Here is a 15,913-nt window from a genome sequence, read left to right as displayed (position 1 = left end):
TTCAGACGGCATCTGTCCATTCGGCTTAAACCTTATCCACATCCAAACGCATAACCGTAACCCATTCCCCGTTATGGAAATGTCGCCCGACAACCGCCCAGCCGAATGATTCATAAAATATTTGCACATCAGGCGTATAAAGATACAAGAATTTTATCCCCAGCGAACGCGCTACGCCTATGCAGTGGACGACCAGCCTCCTGCCAATGCCTTTTCCGCGATATTCAGGTAAAACAAAGACATCACCCAACCAATATTCATACTGTGGAAAACTTTCCATATCATGCCGCTTGACCGCAGCCGAACCCAACAGGGTTCCGGAATCATCCACAGCTGCAAAAGCCAGCGGCAGTTCGTCATCCTTCAAACACCTGCCGTAATAGGCACGAATCTTATCCACAGAAGACCACGGTTCAAATCCGTGCCACTCCTTAAACAACGCCTGAACCAACCTGCCGATATGCCCGGCTTTCAGCCGTGTAATGAAAACAGTATTGTCCACAAAGAGGGAATTCATCGGTCAATTTCCCGCCGCTTTTGTCCCGCCCGCGCCGTAAACCGCATTCCAAGCCTTGTTCAAGCGCAATCCCGCCTGCCTCAATTCCTCTTCCTGACGCGCTTTCACCGCCATCGCCTTGGGGATTTCCGCTTCCAAACGGGCGATGTCTGCCTGAGCCGTCTGCAAACGCCGGCGCGCATCTTCCAAATCCGACTGCATCCCGATGATTTTTCCGTCCAGATTGTTTTGTTTTTGCAGTAAGGCACGATAGCCGGATTGGATGCTGAGCAGATTGTCTTCCGCATCCCCCGCCCATACGCCTGTAGAAAAAGCAAGTATCAGAAAATACAATATTTTTTTCATATTCAACTTCCGTTTGAATGCCGTCTGAAGCCGCATTCCGACATCAGACGGCATTGCACGAACCTGTGGATAACTTAAGCGCGGATGCGTTTCAACACTTCCTCTTTGCCGATCAATGCCAATACGGCATCGACGCTCGGGGTTTTCGCCGTACCGCATACAGCGAGGCGCAGGGGCATGCCGAGTTTGCCCATTTTGATGCCTTCTTCGTCGCAGAAGGGTTTGAACAGGTCGTGGATGGCTTCGTCGTTCCAGTCTTCCAGCCCTTCGAGGCGTTCGGCAAAGCGCAGCATACGGGCGGCGGCTTCGTCGTCCCAGTGTTTCTGCACGTCCGCTTCGGCAGGGGTTTGTTTGACGTAGAAGTAGATGCACTCGTCGGCAAGCGTGTTCAGGTCTTGGGCACGGTCTTTGACCAGTGCCAACACGTCTTCCAACGCAGGTTTTTCGGTTTCATGAATATCGCGCAGCGCAAGGCGGGGTTTGACGAGTTCGGCGAGTTTTTCGTTGGGCGTGATTTTGATGTGTTCACCGTTAATCCAGTAGAGTTTCTTCAAGTCCATACGGCTTGGGGATGGGGAAACGTCTTTCAAATCAAACCATTCAATGAATTGCTCCATCGTAAAGAACTCGTCGTCGCCGTGCGCCCAACCCAGACGCGCCAGATAGTTGAGCATGGCTTCGGGCAGGATGCCCATCGCGCCGAAATCGGTGATGGCGACGGTATCGCCGCTGCGTTTGGAGATTTTTTTGCCTTGTTCGTTGAGAATCATGGGCAGGTGGCCGTATTCGGGCAGGTTCGCGCCGATGGCTTTTAAGATGTTGATTTGTTTCGGGGTGTTGTTCACATGGTCGTCGCCGCGGATAACGTGGGTAACGCCCATGTCGTAGTCGTCCACCACGACGCAGAAGTTGTAAGTCGGCGTGCCGTCGGCGCGGGCGATAATCAGGTCGTCGAGGGCTTCGTTGGGAATGGAAATTTCGCCTTTGACCAAGTCAGTCCACTTGGTTACGCCGTCCAAAGGCGTTTTGAAGCGGACGACGGGTTGCACGCCGGCAGGGATTTCGGGCAGGGTTTTGCCTGCTTCCGGCCGCCAGCGGCGGTCGTAAGTCGCCGTGCCTTCCTTTTCGGCTTTCTCGCGCATCGCTTCCAATTCTTCTTTGCTGCAATAGCAGTAGTAGGCATCACCTTTTGCCAAGAGTTCGGCAATGACTTCTTTGTAGCGGTCGAAGCGGCGGGTTTGGTACACCACGTTGTCGGCGTTGTCGTAATCGAGACCGACCCATTTCATACCGTCAAGGATGATGTTGACGGATTCGGCGGTGGAACGCGCCAAGTCGGTGTCTTCGATACGCAATAAAAATTCGCCTTTATGATGGCGGGCAAACGCCCACGAAAACAAGGCGGTGCGAACGCCGCCGATGTGCAGGTAGCCGGTGGGGCTGGGGGCGAAACGGGTTTTGACGGTCATGATGGCTCCGAAATCTTTGAAAGCGTTTATTTTACTGTTTTTACCGTGCTTGGGCATCAAAAATGCCGTCCGAACCCTGCCTATGGATAAGTTTCAGACGGCATTTTCCTTGTTTTCAATGCTTCGGCACGCGGAACAGTGTATCACGCGCCGCCGACCGGATTCCTTCGGGATTGCGTCCGAAAAAAAGTTCAATGAAACAGCCAATTGAAAAAATCCCGCCCCCATTTTTCCAAACGGTAGAGGGATAACGCATATCCCTCTTGCAGCATAAAGATTTTTTTCTTATTTCCCGCATCAAACCGCGTGGTCGGCGTGGCAGACATATAAACGCGGACACCCAAATCCTCCGCCATTTCCGCCGCCCGCGCCAAATGGTAGGGATCGCTGACAATCACCACGCTGGCAATACCGTTGGCACGCAAAACCGGACGGATGTTGTTCAGGTTTTCATAAGTGTTGCGCGAAGTGTTTTCAAACAGGATGTTGCGCGCCGGAACTCCCTGTTTGAGCGCGTACCGCCGCCCGACTTCGGCCTCCGTCATGTAACCCTTTTTACTTCTGCCGCCGGTAAAAATAATTTTACCAACCCTGTGGCCCTGATAAAGCGCAATGGCGTGGTTGATGCGTTCGCGAAAAACCGGGGAGGGGCGTTTGTCCCACGCGGCGGCGCCCAACACCAGCGCGGCATCCGCCCGGACATACGGCGGCAAAACCTGCCCGCCCGTCCGATAAACCGCCCAAACGGATGAGGCAAACACCAGCAAAAGTGGAAAAACACTCAAACAGAAACCGCCCAACAGGTAATAGCGCAAGCCGTTGCGGCTGCAAAACAGCCGTTTGTTCACAATACCGCTTCGATATTTTCCAGCGGTCTGCCGACAGCCGCCTTACCGTTCGCCAAAACAATCGGACGCTCCAACAGGGCGGGATGATCGGCGATGGCACGCAGCAGCGCGTCATTGTCCAAATCGGGGTTGTCCAAACCCAATTCCTTATACAAATCATCTTTCACACGCATCATCCCGCGCGCCGATGCCAAGCCCAATTTGTTGAAAATATCCTTCAATTCGGACAAGTCGGGCGGCGTATCCAAATATTTGACCACTTCGGCAGCAATGCCGCGTTCTTCCAATAGGGACAAGGCGGCACGCGATTTGCTGCAACGCGGATTGTGGAAAATTTTGATTTCAGACATGACATTTCCTTACTTCTCGATAATCCCCTTATTATCGGCTTACGCAGGGTTTTACTCAATATCCCGCCCCCAACCGTACCAAACGGTTTACAATACCTGAATCGACATACAAAGGACAAAACGATGAAACACTTGAATCTTGCCGCAATCGCCCTTGCCGCCACATTTGCCGCACATACCGCCTCGGCAGACGAACTTGCCGGATGGAAAGACAACACCCCGCAAAGCCTGCAATCGCTCAAAGCCCCCGTACGCATCGTCAACCTTTGGGCGACTTGGTGCGGCCCGTGCCGAAAAGAGATGCCGGTTATGTCCAAATGGTACAAAGCCCAGAAAAAAGGCAGCGTCGATATGGTCGGCATCGCGCTCGACACATCCGACAATATCGGCAACTTCCTCAAACAAACCCCCGTCAGCTATCCGGTTTGGCGTTACACCGGGGCGAACAGCCGAAACTTTATGAAATCCTACGGAAACAATGTCGGCGTACTGCCCTTTACCGTCGTCGAAGCCCCGAAATGCGGATACAGGCAGACCATTACCGGGGAGGCAAACGAAAAAAGCCTGACCGAAGCCGTCAAACTCGCCCGTTCAAAATGCCGTTAAACGCCGGATGCCGTCTGAAGCCGCTTCAGACGGCATTTTTCTTTTCCACCCGCCTGCCGGTGCAAACTTATCCACTATCTAAAAGCAGGCGGAATCTTTATAATCGGCACTGTCTTACCTATTGTTCAGACGGCATATCCTGGCGGACGCAACCGCCCGAAACGATATGCCGCCCTTCCTTACAGGACCACCTATGATCCGTTTCGAACAAGTTTCCAAAACCTATCCCGGCGGTTTTGAAGCCCTGAAAAACGTCAGCTTCCAAATCAACAAAGGCGAAATGATATTTATCGCGGGACACTCCGGTTCGGGCAAATCCACCGTCCTCAAGCTGATTTCGGGCATCACCAAGCCGAGCAGGGGCAAAATCCTGTTTAACGGGCAGGACCTCGGCACATTGTCCGACAACCAAATCGGCTTTATGCGCCAACACATCGGCATCGTGTTCCAAGACCACAAAATCCTCTATGACCGCAACGTCCTGCAAAACGTCATCCTGCCCCTGCGGATTATCGGCTATCCGCCGCGCAAAGCCGAAGAACGCGCCCGCATCGCCATCGAAAAAGTCGGCTTGAAAGGTCGAGAATTGGACGACCCGGTAACCCTCTCCGGCGGCGAACAGCAGAGGCTGTGCATCGCCCGCGCCGTCGTCCACCAGCCCGGCCTGCTGATTGCCGACGAACCATCCGCCAACCTCGACCGCGCCTACGCACTCGATATTATGGAATTGTTCAAAACCTTCCACGAAGCAGGAACCACCGTCATCGTTGCCGCCCATGACGAAACCCTTATGGCGGACTACGGACACCGCATCCTGCGCCTCTCGAAAGGACGTCTCGCATGAGCATCATCCACTACGTCTCGCTGCACGTCGAATCCGCGCGCACCGCGCTTAAACAGCTTCTGCGCCAACCCTTCGGCACACTGCTTACCCTCATGATGCTTGCCGTCGCCATGACCCTGCCGCTGTTTATGTATCTGGGCATCCAAAGCGGGCAAAGCGTGTTGGGCAAACTCAACGAGTCGCCGCAAATCACAATCTATATGGAAACCGCCGCCGCACAAAGCGACAGCGATACCGTCCGCAGCCTGCTGACGCGCGACAAACGGATTGACAACGTCCGCTTCATCGGCAAGGAAGACGGTTTGGCGGAATTGCAGTCCAATCTCGACCAAAATCTGATTTCCATGCTTGACGGCAACCCCCTGCCGGATGTCTTTATCGTTACCCCCGACCCGGCAACCACGCCCGACCAAATGCAGGCAATCTACCGGGACATTACCAAGCTGCCTATGGTCGAATCCGCGTCTATGGATACCGAATGGGTGCAAACGCTGTACCAAATCAACGAGTTCATCCGTAAAATCTTATGGTTTCTTTCCCTGACGCTGGGTATGGCGTTCGTCCTTGTCGCACACAACACCATCCGCCTGCAAATCCTCAGCCGCAAAGAAGAAATCGAAATTACCAAACTCTTGGGCGCGCCCGCGTCGTTTATCCGCCGCCCCTTCCTTTATCAGGCAATGTGGCAGAGTATCTTCTCCGCCGCCGTCAGCCTCGGATTGTGCGCCCGTTTGCTTTCCTCAGTGCGCCCCTTGGTCGATGCCATCTTCAAACCCTACGGCTTGAACATCGGCTGGCGTTTCTTTTACCCTGAAGAAATCGTGCTGGTGTTCGGCTTCGTCATCGCGTTGGGCGTATTCGGCGCGTGGCTTGCCACCACCCAGCACCTGCTCGGCTTCAAGGCCAAAAAATAAAACACCGTCAAAAATGCCGTCTGAAGCCGTTTCAGACGGCATTTCGATTTGCCAGTATAATGGCGCATTTTCCCAATAAGGACTCCCCACTATGCTGACACCCGAACAAGTCAAAGCCCTGATTGCAGGCGTGGCAAAATGCGAACACATCGAAGTAGAAGGCGACGGACACCATTTTTTCGCCGTCATCGTTTCATCCGAATTTGAAGGCAAGGCACGCCTTGCACGCCACCGCCTGATTAAAGACGGGCTTAAAGCCCAACTGGAAAGCAACGAACTGCATGCACTTTCCATTTCGGTTGCCGCCACACCGGCAGAATGGGCAGCCAAAGCACAATAACCGCCATACAAAATGCCGTCTGAAACAGCACAACGTTTCAGACGGCATTTTGTATATCAAACCGTTTACTCGCCGCGTTTTTCCAAAGCGGCTACTGCTGGCAGCTCTTTGCCTTCCAAGAATTCGAGGAACGCGCCGCCTCCGGTGGAGATGTAGCCGATTTGACCGGTAACGCCGAATTTGGCAATCGCCGCCAGCGTGTCGCCGCCGCCCGCAATCGAGAACGCTTTGCTTTGGGCAATAGCTTCGGCAAGGGCTTTCGTGCCACCTGCGAACTGGTCAAACTCAAACACACCGACCGGACCGTTCCACACCACCGTGCCGGCGGCTTTGAGCAGTTCAGCAAGCGCGGCGGCGGATTTCGGGCCGATGTCCAGAATCATGTCGTCTTCGGCAACGTCGGCAATGTTTTTTACAACCGCTTCGGCATCGGCGGCAAAGACTTTGGCAACGACGACATCGGTCGGCAGCGGTACAGAACCGCCTTTGGCCGCCATTTTCGCCATGATTTTTTTGGATTCTTCCACCAAATCGTGTTCCGCCAAAGATTTGCCGATGGCTTTGCCTTCCGCCAACAGGAAGGTGTTGGCAATGCCGCCGCCGACGATAAGCTGATCGACTTTGTCCGCCAACGATTCGAGGATGGTCAGTTTGGTGGACACTTTGCTGCCGGCGACAATCGCCACCATCGGGCGCGCGGGCTGTTTCAGGGCTTTGCCCAAAGCGTCGAGTTCGCCCGCCATCAATACGCCGGCGCAGGCAACGGGGGCGGCTTGGGCAACGGCTTCGGTCGAAGCTTGGGCGCGGTGGGCGGTGCCGAACGCGTCGTTGACGAACACGTCGCACAAAGAAGCGTAGGCTTTACCCAGTTCCAAATCGTTTTTCTTCTCGCCTTTGTTGATGCGCACGTTTTGCAGCATGACGACATCGCCCGCGTTCAGGGCGGGTTTGTTTTCACGCCAGTCATTCAATACTTTCACGTTTTTGCCCAACAGGCTGCCTAAGTGTGCGGCAACGGGCGCGACATCGTCTTCAGGATGGAACTCGCCCTCGGTCGGGCGGCCCAAGTGGGTCATCACGATAACGGACGCGCCGTTGTCCAAGCAGTATTGGATGGATGCGAGCGAGGCGCGGATACGGGTGTCGTCGCTGATTTTGCCGTCTTTGAACGGCACGTTCATATCGGCGCGGATGAGGACGGTTTTGCCCTGCACGTTTTGTTCGGTCAGTTTTAAAAATGCCATAATCAGTCCTTTTCAATCAGTGTTTGCGATACAGAAACAATTGATGCCGTCTGAAGCCTTCAGACGGCATCGCAACCCGATCAGCCGGATACGCGCTCGATGTTCGCGCCGACGCTGCCGAGTTTTTTTTCAATATTTTCATAACCGCGATCCAAGTGGTAAATCTGTTCGACCACGGTTTCGCCGCGTGCCGCCAAACCGGCGATAACGAGGCTTGCGGACGCGCGCAAATCCGTCGCCTTGACGACCGCGCCGGAAAGCTGTTCCACCCCCTGCACAAATGCCGTATTGCCCTCGGTTGTAATGTTCGCCCCCATCCGGTTCAACTCGGGGACGTGCATAAAGCGGTTTTCAAAAATCGTTTCCACCACGCGGCAGCTTCCCTCCGCCACGGCATTCAATGCCATAAACTGCGCCTGCATATCCGTGGGGAAGCCGGGATGGACGACCGTGCGGATATCCACCGCCTTCGGACGCTGCCGCATATCGATGGCGATCCAATCGTCGCCCGCCTCGATCACCGCACCTGCCTCGACCAGTTTGTCCAACACCACTTCCATCGTTTTCGGCGCGGTATTCCGCAAAACCACCCTGCCGCCGGTTATCGCCACCGCGCACAGGAACGTCCCCGCTTCAATCCGGTCGGGGACGACGCTGTGTTCGCAGCCGTGCAGCTCATCCACCCCTTCCACAATCATGGTCGATGTTCCGATGCCGCTGATTTTCGCGCCCATTTTGACCAGGCATTCCGCCAAATCGACCACCTCGGGCTCGATGGCGCAGTTTTCCAAAACCGTCGTACCTTCCGCCAGCGTCGCCGCCATCAGCAGGTTTTCCGTACCGCCGACGGTAACGACATCCATCGCCACACGCACGCCTTTGAGTTTGCCCTTGACTTTGACGTAACCGTGTTCGATGACGATTTCCGCCCCCATTGCCTCCAAGCCCTTCAAATGCTGATCGACAGGGCGCGAACCGATGGCGCAGCCGCCCGGCAGGCTGACTTGCGCCTCGCCGAAACGCGCCAGCGTCGGGCCAAGCACCAAAATCGAAGCGCGCATAGTTCTGACCAGCTCATACGGCGCGCACGTGTTGTTGACCGTACCGCCGTTGATTTCAAATTCGCTGATATTGTCGGTCAAGACGCGCGCGCCCATGCCCTGAAGCAGCTTTTGCGTGGTTTTCACATCTGCCAGCATAGGGACATTTTTCAGGCGCAACGTACCCGATGTCAGCAAACCCGCGCACATCAGCGGCAATGCCGCGTTTTTCGCGCCCGAGACCGTTATTTCCCCGTTGAGCGGGCCGTTTGCGGAGATTTTCAGTTTGTCCACGTTTGTTCTTTCCTGGTGGGTACTTGTAATATTTCAATACTCGGGACAACGCATAAAGCCTCACCCGATGAAGGTTGCAGAGACAGAATTATAAGGGATTTTCGGGAAAAATACGGAAGCCGCACCAAAGAATTTGACGAAATGCCGCGCTTTCCGAACAAGGATTGTCGGAAAGCAAAAAAAGCCGAGTTTTGAAAACTCGGCTTTTTTTTGTTTTATCTGGTGGGTCGTGAGCGATTCGAACGCTCGACCAACGGATTAAAAGTCCGCTGCTCTACCAGCTGAGCTAACGACCCGATAAGCTCGAAATTTTATACATCAAGCCTGATGCTGTCAACCATTTTGTCGGCATTCAGACGGCATTTTATTTATCGGACTGTTTTTTCGTATAAATTAACGAGGTCAGTATCGATGCACCCAACGCACCGAAGACGACCGACAGCGAAACGGAAATCGGGATATGCACCCAATACATTACCAGCATTTTCACACCGATAAAACCCAACACGAATGCCAAGCCGTATTTCAGGAAGATAAAGCGTTCCGCCACATCCGCCAGCAGGAAATACATCGCCCGCAAGCCCAGAATTGCAAAAATATTGGAAGTCAGCACGATAAACGGATCGGTGGTAACGGCAAAGACGGCGGGAATGCTGTCCACGGCAAACACGACATCGCTCAATTCAATCATGACCAGCACCAAAAACAGCGGCGTGGCGATTTTTTTGCCGTTTTCGACGGTAAAAAATTTCTCGCCGTCAAACGCCGTGCCGACCGGAACGACTTTCTTGACGGCATTCAGCAGCCTGCTGTTTGCCAAATCCTCTTCCTCATCGCCTTCGGGCTTCATCATGTGTATGCCGGTATAGAGCAGGAACGCGCCGAACAGATACAGAATCCACTCGAACTGCCGAACCAGTGCCGATCCGACGAAAATCATGACGGTGCGCAATACCAATGCGCCCAATACGCCGTACAGCAGCACGCGGTGCTGAAACTGCGGTGCGACTTTGAAGTAGCCGAATATCATCAGGAACACGAAAATATTGTCGACTGCCAACGATTTTTCCAAAATGTAGCCGGTAAAGAATTCCAATACTTTTTCTTTTGCGACTGCCGCGCCGTAGCCGGGATTGCCGGCAAGTTCGAAATACAGCCAGCCCGCGAACAAGCAGGATACAGCAACCCACAAGCCGCTCCATGCCAAGGCTTCTTTGACACCGACTTTATGGCTGCCGTTTTTCTTCAGCGAAAACATATCCAAGGCAATCATGACCAGCACTGCCGCAAAAAAAACGCCGTAAAACAACGGCGACCCGATACCGGGATATTCTGTCATGGTTCAATCTCCTGATTTGAAATGTAGTTGTGTTACCAACCGATATAAAACATCGCTTTTGCCAAAAACACAATCAGCAGCATATGGGTAAAGACGACGGCGTGTATGTATTTCGACCAGCCGACCGTCAGTGTGGAACGCGCCATTTTGACGACGGCGATGGCGAAATGCGCCAACACGCTGAACGCCAACAGGATTTTCAGCGTCAGCATCGTACCAAAGGAAGTGGCAAACGGTTCGCCCAATATAGGAAGGTAGCGGTTTGCCGCCATCACGATGCCGCTGGCAAACAGCAGCCCGACCACAAACGGCATCACCCTGACGGCGCGGTAGGACATGGCTTTTTCCACTTCGCGCCGCGCCTCGCGCGACACCCGTCCCGTATGCAGGACGGACAAAACCAGTACTTCAAAAAACACGCCGCCGACAAAGGCAATGGCGCAATACAGATGGACGATGTGCGCGACGGCATAAATACTCATACGATGCTCCAACCGGAAAACTCGGATACGGATTGTATCACTATCGCCCCCAATGTCCGCATACCGCTTCCTGCACCGCCTCGGCGATTCTCGCGCCTGCTCCGCGATGTTGTGCGATAAAGCCGTCCACGCGCGCCTGCATCCGCATTCCGCCCCCCTCGTCCGATAAGGTTTTTTCAACGGCTTCCCGCCACGCGTCCGCCGATTCGACTTGAACCGCCGCACCCGATGCCAAGGCGTGCCGGCAGGCTTCGGAAAAATTGTAGGTCGAAAAGCCGAATATCGTCGGAACGCCGCAGGAAAGCGGTTCGATGATGTTCTGACAGCCCGAATCGACCAGACTGCCGCCGACAAAAGCGACATCGGCACACAGGTAATACGCATACAGCTCGCCCATACTGTCGCCTATCCACACCTGCGTATCGGGTTCGACCGGCAAACCGTCGCTGCGCCGCTGAACCTTAAACCCGAAGCGTTTTGCCGTTTCAAATGCCGTCTGAAAATGCTCGGGATGGCGCGGCACAACGACCAGCAGGGCATCGCCGCGATATTGTTGCCACGCCGCCAGCAGTTTTTCCGCCTCGTCCTCGCCCCGATAGACGCGCGTGCTGCCGCACACGGCAACCTGCCGGCCTCCGATTCGTTTTTCAAACTGCCCCGCCAGCGTTTTCATCTGTTCAGACGGCATCAGGTCGTATTTGGTATTGCCGCACACCTGCACGGATGCCGCGCCCAATTCCGCCAACCGCGCCGCATCTGCCTCCGTCTGCGCCAGACAACCCGTCAGCGAAGCGGCTGCAGGACGGATCAGGCGGCGGACTTTCAGATAACCGTTCAGCGATTTTTCCGACAGCCGCGCATTCGCCAAAAACAGCGGCACCCCCGCGCGCCGGCATTCCTTCATCAGATTGGGCCAGATTTCGGTTTCCATCAAAATGCCGAACATCGGGCGGTGTTCGTGCAAAAACTGCCGCACCCACGTTTTTTTGTCATACGGAAGATAGCGGCATTGCGCATCGGGAAACAGAACTTGCGCGGTTTCCCGTCCCGTCGGGGTCATCTGCGTCATCAGCAGCGGCGCATCGGGAAAACGCTGCCGCAACTCGCGTATCAAAGGTTGGGCGGCACGCGTTTCCCCGACCGAAACGGCGTGTATCCAAACCGCGCCGGTAACGGGATTCGGATACGGCTTGCCGAAACGCTCGCCCCGATGCGCCCGATATGCAGGGGCACTTCCGGAGCGTTTGTCCAAATAACGCCGTATCCATATCGGCGCAAACAGCCACAATACATCATAAAGCCATTGGAACATCTTTCTATTTCCTGCAAAACAAATGCCGTCTGAACGGTTCAGACGGCATTTCGGCAACGGAATCAAATATCGTAGGTTGTCGAAGCGGTATCTCCGCCCTTGCCCGTCCAGTTGGTATGGAAAAACTCGCCGCGCGGTTTGTCGGTGCGCTCATAAGTGTGCGCGCCGAAGTAGTCGCGCTGTGCCTGCAAGAGGTTGGCAGGCAGACGTTCGGTCGTGTAGCCGTCCAAGAACGTAATCGCCGATGCCGTGCAGGGCATAGGGATGCCGCATTCGACCGCCTTGGCAACCACCTTGCGCCACGCCGGCAGGCAGTTTTCCAAAATATTTTTGAAATACGGATCTGTACCCAAGAACACCAAATCGGGATTGTTTTCATACGCGTCGCGGATATTGCCCAAAAACGCGCTGCGGATGATGCAGCCTTCGCGCCACAGCAGCGCAGTGTTGCCGTAGTCCAAATCCCAGCCGTAGCTTTCGCCCGCTTCGCGGATCAGCATAAAGCCTTGTGCGTAGGAAATGATTTTGGATGCAAGCAGGGCCTGTCTCAACGCCTCGACCCATTCTTGTTTGCCGCCTTCGACGGGCGTAACGGTTCGGGCGAACAGCTTGCCGGTCTGTACGCGCTGTTCTTTGAACGACGAAACGCAGCGGGCGAATACCGCTTCGGAAATCAGCGTCAGCGGAATGCCCAAATCCAAGGCATTGATGCCCGTCCACTTGCCCGTGCCTTTTTGCCCTGCCGTATCGAGGATTTTCTCGACCAGCGGCTCGCCGCCTTCGTCTTTATAGCCCAAAATTGCCGCTGTGATTTCAATCAGATAAGAATCCAGCTCGGTTTTGTTCCACTCGGCAAACACGCGGTGCATTTCGTCGTAGGACAGTCCCAAACCGTCTTTCATGAACTGGTAAGCCTCGCAAATCAACTGCATATCGCCGTATTCGATGCCGTTGTGCACCATTTTGACAAAATGTCCCGCGCCATCCCTGCCGACCCAGTCGCAACACGGTTCGCCCTGCGGCGTTTTGGCGGCAATCGCTTGGAAAATCGGTTTGACGGCTTCCCAAGCGCGTTTATCCCCGCCCGGCATGATGGACGGGCCGCGCCGCGCGCCTTCTTCGCCGCCGGATACGCCCGCGCCGACAAACAAAATCCCTTTTCCGGCAAGGTAATGTGTCCGCCGTGTCGTGTCGGGGTAATTGGCATTGCCGCCGTCGATAATGATGTCGCCTTCTTCCAACATCGGAAGCAGTTGTTCGATAAAGTCGTCAACCACCGAACCTGCGCGAACCATCATCATGATTTTTCTTGGTTTTGCCAGCTTATCGACCAAGTCTTGCAGGGAGTGCGCGCCGATAATACCCGTCCCCTTTGCCGCGCCGTTTAAAAACTCGTCCACTTTATTGGTTGTCCGGTTGTAGGCAACCACCTTAAATCCGCAATCGTTCATATTCAGAATCAGGTTTTGCCCCATAACCGCCAAACCGATTACGCCAATATCGCCTTTCATTGCAGGAAGCTCCATTATAGATTTAATTTATCGGCCGCAACTCTACCCGATTTACACTTGTTTAACAATCCTTAACTTTTTAATTTTTTGAAAAGATGCATTTACGTTTTGCTGTCCCGTTTTGCTGAAGGGTTATAAATAAAATATAAAATTTAAATAATAAAACGATGATTATATTGATATGAAAAGTTTTCTGTGGGTAACTTTTTTTTATTTTTAAAATCATCGGGATTGCTGTTTTTAAAGGGTGTCGGTAAGGCGGTTTTCCTTTTGTGTATCCCTGTGGATTGTTTTTCGTGGGGAATAGGTTTTGTGGATAGTTTGCTTGTTGTGCAGATGACATCCCGCTTTTCTTTACCGAATGGCTGCCGGTGCCTTTAAGGACGGGAATGCTGTGGAGATTTGAGCAGGAAATGTGTTTGGAACTTGTGGGGATAAGAAAGTGTCGGCACGGATGTCTTTTTTCTGCATATTGGCAGGGTGTGCATCCGGATTTGTGTATAAGTGGTGGAGAAAATGAGATTTGCGGGTAAATCTCGTAATATTTCAAAAAGATAGCTTTGGACGGATTGTGTATAAGTAAAGTTTCGGATGGGGATACGTATATAAAAATGCCGGCTGAAGCGGGTATTTTATCGATTCAGACGGCATTTGTTTGGAAAAGGGAGCGTTATCCACATTTTTTAATGTTCAGCTCGTGAAATGCGTCGGGCAAATCATCGCTGTCGGCAAATTCCACCCATTCGTAAGCCGTTTCGTCTGCCAAAACCGCGCGCAAAAGGGCGTTGTTGATGGCGTGTCCCGATTTGTAGCCTTCAAACGCGCCGACAATCGGGTGTCCGACGATATACAAATCGCCGATGGCATCGAGGATTTTGTGGCGGACAAACTCGTCGGGATAACGCAAGCCTTCGGGATTCAGGACATCCGTGTCGTCAATCACGATGGCGTTGTTCAGATTGCCGCCCAGGCCCAGATTGTGGGCGCGCATCATTTCCACTTCGTGCATAAAGCCGAAAGTGCGCGCGCGTGCGATTTCGTCGATGTAGGATTTGCCTGCGAAATCGATTTCAAACGTCGGCGAGCTGCGGTTGAAAACAGGGTGGTCGAATTCGATGGTCAGTGTTACCTTAAATCCGTCATACGGTGTAAAGCGTACCCATTTGCCCGCTTCCTTGATTTCGACGGGCTTGAGGATTTTCAAAAAACGCTTTTGCGCCTTTTGGTCGACCACGCCCGCATCTTGCAAAAGGTAAATAAACGGCAGGCTGGAGCCGTCCATAATCGGGATTTCGGGCGCGTTCAGCTCAATCAGCGCATTGTCGATGCCGTAGGCGGACAGTGCGGACATGATATGTTCGATGGTGCCGACGCGCACGCCTTTGTCGGTAACGATGGTGGATGAAAGGCGGGTATCGTTGATTAAATAAGGGGTCAGTTTGATTTGTTCGCCCATTTCGCCGTCCAAATCGGTGCGGCGGAAGGAAATCCCGCTGTTTTCAGGTGCGGGGTGCAGGGTCAGTGCGACGCGTTCGCCCGAATGCAGCCCGACTCCGGTAACGCTGATGGATTTCGCCAAGGTTCTTTGCAGCATAAACCGCTTCCTTAAAAATTGCTTATGGTCGGGATAATACGATAAAAGGGAAAAAACAATCCATCAAATTTAATAGTATTTGCCAATACGGATATTTTTTTTGAAAACAAAATGCCGTCTGAAACCGCAATCTGTATTTCAGACGGCATCAGGTGTGCTGTCTTATTCGTACACTTTCAGCAGCTCGACTTCAAATATCAAAGTGGCGTGCGGGGGAATCACGCCGCCCGCGCCGTGTGCGCCGTAGCCCATTTCCGAAGGGATGGTCAGCTTGCGTTTGCCGCCTTCCTTCATTCCGCCGAAGCCTTCGTCCCAGCCTTTGATGACTTGTCCGACACCGAGCGTGATGGTCAGCGGCTGGCGGCGGTCGAGGCTGGAGTCGAATTTGGTTCCGTTTTCCAGCCAGCCGGTGTAGTGGACGGTGATTTCTTTACCCTTTACCGCCTCTTTGCCGAAGCCTTCCTGCAAATCTTCAATAATCAGGCTGCCCATATCTGTCCTTTCGTTGCTTGTTGGTCAAAACGGCAAGGGTAACATACCGTCCGTCGAAGTCAAATGCCGCTCAAACGTCATCCGCACCGGTGCAGCGGGAACAGCGGTTGTTGTTTGGCCGTTTTGTTTTTTTCGTAGCGGTTCCAGACTTTTTCATGGAAATAGAAAACGACGGTGTTGATCATAGGTTCGACCAGCGCGACCGCCCCTGATACGCCTATACTGCCCGTCAGTACATAGGTTACACTGAAGGCGACGCTGAAATGCAGTGCGGCAAAAGTCAAGGTTTTAAGCATCATCATCTCCTTGATTGAAAAATTAATTGAAAATTTACGGAGAGATGATAAAGATTATCATAAGGCTGCGCGGTTT

General features: G+C 53.5%; 18 protein-coding genes and 1 tRNA gene. 4 read left to right on the top strand and 15 right to left on the bottom strand.

Going from position 1 to position 15,913, the window contains the following annotated elements:
- Positions 1–25 precede the first annotated feature (25 nt).
- The 5 genes from Q9J32_RS05070 to arsC all read right to left on the bottom strand — a co-directional run bounded on the left by Q9J32_RS05070 (position 26) and on the right by arsC (position 3,529).
- Positions 26–517 (bottom strand): GNAT family N-acetyltransferase, encoded by a 492-nt coding sequence (locus Q9J32_RS05070; protein WP_301882839.1) that lies wholly within the window; start codon positions 515–517, stop codon positions 26–28.
- A 3-nt stretch (positions 518–520) separates the two neighbouring features.
- Positions 521–916: a coiled-coil domain-containing protein gene (locus Q9J32_RS05065; protein WP_301882837.1), complete on the bottom strand. Its 396-nt coding sequence runs from the start codon at positions 914–916 to the stop codon at positions 521–523.
- Positions 917–936: 20 nt separating this feature from the next.
- A complete protein-coding gene (gene gltX / locus Q9J32_RS05060; RefSeq protein WP_301882835.1) occupies positions 937–2,331 on the bottom strand; it encodes a glutamate--tRNA ligase in 1,395 nt (464 codons plus the stop codon).
- A 191-nt stretch (positions 2,332–2,522) separates the two neighbouring features.
- Entirely contained in the window at positions 2,523–3,179 is a 657-nt protein-coding gene (locus tag Q9J32_RS05055; protein WP_301882833.1) for a YdcF family protein, read from the bottom strand.
- Positions 3,176–3,529, bottom strand: coding sequence for an arsenate reductase (glutaredoxin) (gene arsC, locus Q9J32_RS05050; protein WP_002242104.1), 354 nt, complete (start codon positions 3,527–3,529; stop codon positions 3,176–3,178). The genes Q9J32_RS05055 and arsC overlap by 4 nt, the downstream gene beginning before the upstream one ends.
- Before the next feature lie 123 nt (positions 3,530–3,652).
- Between arsC and Q9J32_RS05045 the strand changes: the two genes are divergently transcribed.
- The 4 genes from Q9J32_RS05045 to Q9J32_RS05030 all read left to right on the top strand — a co-directional run bounded on the left by Q9J32_RS05045 (position 3,653) and on the right by Q9J32_RS05030 (position 6,233).
- On the top strand, positions 3,653–4,135 hold the full coding sequence (locus Q9J32_RS05045; RefSeq protein ID WP_301882831.1) for a TlpA disulfide reductase family protein: 483 nt from the start codon (positions 3,653–3,655) through the stop codon (positions 4,133–4,135).
- 193 nt (positions 4,136–4,328) lie between these two features.
- On the top strand, positions 4,329–4,979 hold the full coding sequence (ftsE, locus tag Q9J32_RS05040) for a cell division ATP-binding protein FtsE (RefSeq protein WP_002215189.1): 651 nt from the start codon (positions 4,329–4,331) through the stop codon (positions 4,977–4,979).
- On the top strand, positions 4,976–5,893 hold the full coding sequence (gene ftsX, locus Q9J32_RS05035; RefSeq protein WP_301882825.1) for a permease-like cell division protein FtsX: 918 nt from the start codon (positions 4,976–4,978) through the stop codon (positions 5,891–5,893). Before ftsE ends, ftsX begins: the two co-directional genes overlap by 4 nt.
- A gap of 91 nt (positions 5,894–5,984) precedes the next feature.
- Positions 5,985–6,233 (top strand): BolA family protein, encoded by a 249-nt coding sequence (locus tag Q9J32_RS05030; protein ID WP_002247180.1) that lies wholly within the window; start codon positions 5,985–5,987, stop codon positions 6,231–6,233.
- Positions 6,234–6,298: 65 nt separating this feature from the next.
- Here Q9J32_RS05030 and Q9J32_RS05025 read toward each other — a convergent pair whose 3' ends face one another.
- The 10 genes from Q9J32_RS05025 to Q9J32_RS04980 form a co-directional block, all read right to left on the bottom strand.
- Positions 6,299–7,477 carry a phosphoglycerate kinase gene (locus tag Q9J32_RS05025; RefSeq protein ID WP_301882824.1) on the bottom strand — a complete coding sequence of 393 codons (1,179 nt, stop codon included), beginning with the start codon at positions 7,475–7,477 and terminating at the stop codon, positions 6,299–6,301.
- A gap of 80 nt (positions 7,478–7,557) precedes the next feature.
- Positions 7,558–8,811, bottom strand: coding sequence for a UDP-N-acetylglucosamine 1-carboxyvinyltransferase (gene murA, locus Q9J32_RS05020; RefSeq protein ID WP_301882822.1), 1,254 nt, complete (start codon positions 8,809–8,811; stop codon positions 7,558–7,560).
- Between the two features lie 220 nt (positions 8,812–9,031).
- Positions 9,032–9,107, bottom strand: a tRNA-Lys gene (locus tag Q9J32_RS05015).
- 68 nt (positions 9,108–9,175) lie between these two features.
- Positions 9,176–10,150: a TerC family protein gene (locus Q9J32_RS05010; RefSeq protein ID WP_301882820.1), complete on the bottom strand. Its 975-nt coding sequence runs from the start codon at positions 10,148–10,150 to the stop codon at positions 9,176–9,178.
- A gap of 32 nt (positions 10,151–10,182) precedes the next feature.
- Entirely contained in the window at positions 10,183–10,632 is a 450-nt protein-coding gene (locus tag Q9J32_RS05005; protein WP_107819869.1) for a CopD family copper resistance protein, read from the bottom strand.
- A gap of 40 nt (positions 10,633–10,672) precedes the next feature.
- Positions 10,673–11,944 (bottom strand): lipid IV(A) 3-deoxy-D-manno-octulosonic acid transferase, encoded by a 1,272-nt coding sequence (waaA, locus tag Q9J32_RS05000; protein WP_301882816.1) that lies wholly within the window; start codon positions 11,942–11,944, stop codon positions 10,673–10,675.
- Positions 11,945–12,006: 62 nt separating this feature from the next.
- Positions 12,007–13,455, bottom strand: a complete 1,449-nt coding sequence (gene gnd / locus Q9J32_RS04995) for a decarboxylating NADP(+)-dependent phosphogluconate dehydrogenase (protein ID WP_301882815.1) — start codon at positions 13,453–13,455, stop codon at positions 12,007–12,009.
- A 670-nt stretch (positions 13,456–14,125) separates the two neighbouring features.
- Positions 14,126–15,049, bottom strand: coding sequence for a UDP-3-O-acyl-N-acetylglucosamine deacetylase (gene lpxC, locus Q9J32_RS04990; RefSeq protein WP_301882812.1), 924 nt, complete (start codon positions 15,047–15,049; stop codon positions 14,126–14,128).
- 162 nt (positions 15,050–15,211) lie between these two features.
- Entirely contained in the window at positions 15,212–15,541 is a 330-nt protein-coding gene (locus Q9J32_RS04985; RefSeq protein WP_002240914.1) for an FKBP-type peptidyl-prolyl cis-trans isomerase, read from the bottom strand.
- A gap of 77 nt (positions 15,542–15,618) precedes the next feature.
- Positions 15,619–15,837, bottom strand: coding sequence for a DUF2061 domain-containing protein (locus Q9J32_RS04980; RefSeq protein ID WP_301882810.1), 219 nt, complete (start codon positions 15,835–15,837; stop codon positions 15,619–15,621).
- Between the last annotated feature and the right edge of the window lie 76 nt (positions 15,838–15,913).

Source organism: Neisseria uirgultaei (assembly GCF_962719845.1).
Classification (GTDB): domain Bacteria; phylum Pseudomonadota; class Gammaproteobacteria; order Burkholderiales; family Neisseriaceae; genus Neisseria; species Neisseria bergeri.
This window is presented reverse-complemented; position numbering and strand designations above follow the sequence as displayed.